The sequence below is a fragment of the Streptomyces sp. NPDC002785 genome (assembly GCF_040295565.1).
In the GTDB taxonomy this organism is placed as follows: domain Bacteria; phylum Actinomycetota; class Actinomycetes; order Streptomycetales; family Streptomycetaceae; genus Streptomyces.
The window spans coordinates 1-1,414 of sequence record NZ_JBEOVN010000431.1; the positions used below are offsets into that span (position 1 = coordinate 1).

Below are 1,414 nucleotides of genomic sequence, written 5' to 3' on the forward strand. Positions count from 1 at the left end.
CAAGCGGCGACAAGCTCACAGCCATACCCGGAACCCCTGGGCTTCCCCGATCCTACGAATGATCAGATCCGACCCGCTTGAAAGGTAGGACAAGCTATAACGGTCGCCGCATCCAGGAACGGCTCGGCTGGCTCAGCCCGATCGAGTTCGAGGAGAAGTACTACGCCGAACAGGCGACGGCCGAACCGCTGAATCTGAAAATCCGTCAACCCGCTCTGACCGGCTGACTAGCACCTCCCGCACACCGGGGGAACTTCAATCTCGATCAGAGATGAAGCTGGCACGGTCCGTCGCCGCCGGTTTCACCTGCGTCAGCCCGGCGTGGTCGTCGAGTTGCTCGGCGGCCCTGCATGACCGAAGTTGCAGACGCCATCCGGTACAGCTACAGCGTCGGCGCACCGATCCCGCCCCTCGGGTGTCAGAGATTCAGCCGGAAGTCTCCGGCGCGGCAATCAGGGTCTGGAGTATGTGTGTCAACCCTGGCAGCCAGCGGCAACTGGCCGCATCCCGCTCCCGCGCTCGGCGGAGTCAGGCGCCATTGCCTGGCATGAGGGGGCTCACCCAGGGCACCGACGCCTTCCCCGTGTTGGAGACCTTGCCCCCGGTCCAGCGGACTGAGATCGGAGCGGTTTCGTCGGGCGGGGTGACGAGCAGGGCCGCCGGTGTGACAGTGGTGGCGCCGGTAACCGCTGGATTGGTGTATGCCAGCGTCGACCAAGCGCTGTCTCCCGGGCTGAGCGTCACAGCCTGTTCCTGCTGATCGGTGGCTCGCTCGGGGTCCGGGGTGACGGCCTCACCGGCGGCGTTGACGAACGCCACGCCCGGGAAGCCGTACAGCGTGCAGGTGTGGCTGGATCCGTTGGTCAATACGATAGCGAAGCTTGACTGCCCGGCTCCGGGACGGTTGGGGCCGAGGGACGCCCTCACTTCGGAGGTATGGCAGCGTCTCACCGTCGGTACGGTCGGCGATGACACCGCCGTCCTCGTGCCGCCGGACGCGGTCGGTGTCGGCGTCGGCTCGCTGGAGGGACCGGAGGCGCCACTGTCGACGGACCCCGGGCCGGTTACGGACGACGTCGGGGACGTGGAGCCAGCCTCAGGCGGGCCGCCGTCCGGTGAGTGGCTCGTGCACCCGGTCAGAGCGGCACAACAGGCGAGCGCGACAAGGAGGGTTCTACGGTGCGTCACGTTGCTTCCTCAGGACGTTCGGTATTGGGTGCTACCGCGTGCGGCGGCCACTCCGCCCGCTCGTCGTGCGGCGGATCTGATGGCCCAGGGGTCCCGTGGCGGCCCCCCCGGCCGGGGGGGGGGGCCGGGGGGGCGGGGCGGCTGGCGGGGGGGGGGGGGGGGGGGGGGCCGGGGGGGGGGGGGGGGGGTGGGGGGGGGGGGGCCCCGGGGGGGGTTTGGGGGTAGG

At 69.7% G+C, this 1,414-nt stretch carries 2 protein-coding genes; one reads left to right on the forward strand and one right to left on the reverse strand.

All coding sequences use genetic code 11. The features are described from left to right. The first annotated feature begins 77 nt into the window (after positions 1-77). Positions 78-227, forward strand: a complete 150-nt coding sequence (locus ABTZ94_RS37555) for a hypothetical protein (protein ID WP_351207953.1) — start codon at positions 78-80, stop codon at positions 225-227. Between the two features lie 301 nt (positions 228-528). Here ABTZ94_RS37555 and ABTZ94_RS37560 read toward each other — a convergent pair whose 3' ends face one another. Then, positions 529-1,188 (reverse strand): DUF4232 domain-containing protein, encoded by a 660-nt coding sequence (locus tag ABTZ94_RS37560; protein WP_351207955.1) that lies wholly within the window; start codon positions 1,186-1,188, stop codon positions 529-531. Positions 1,189-1,414: the final 226 nt, after the last annotated feature.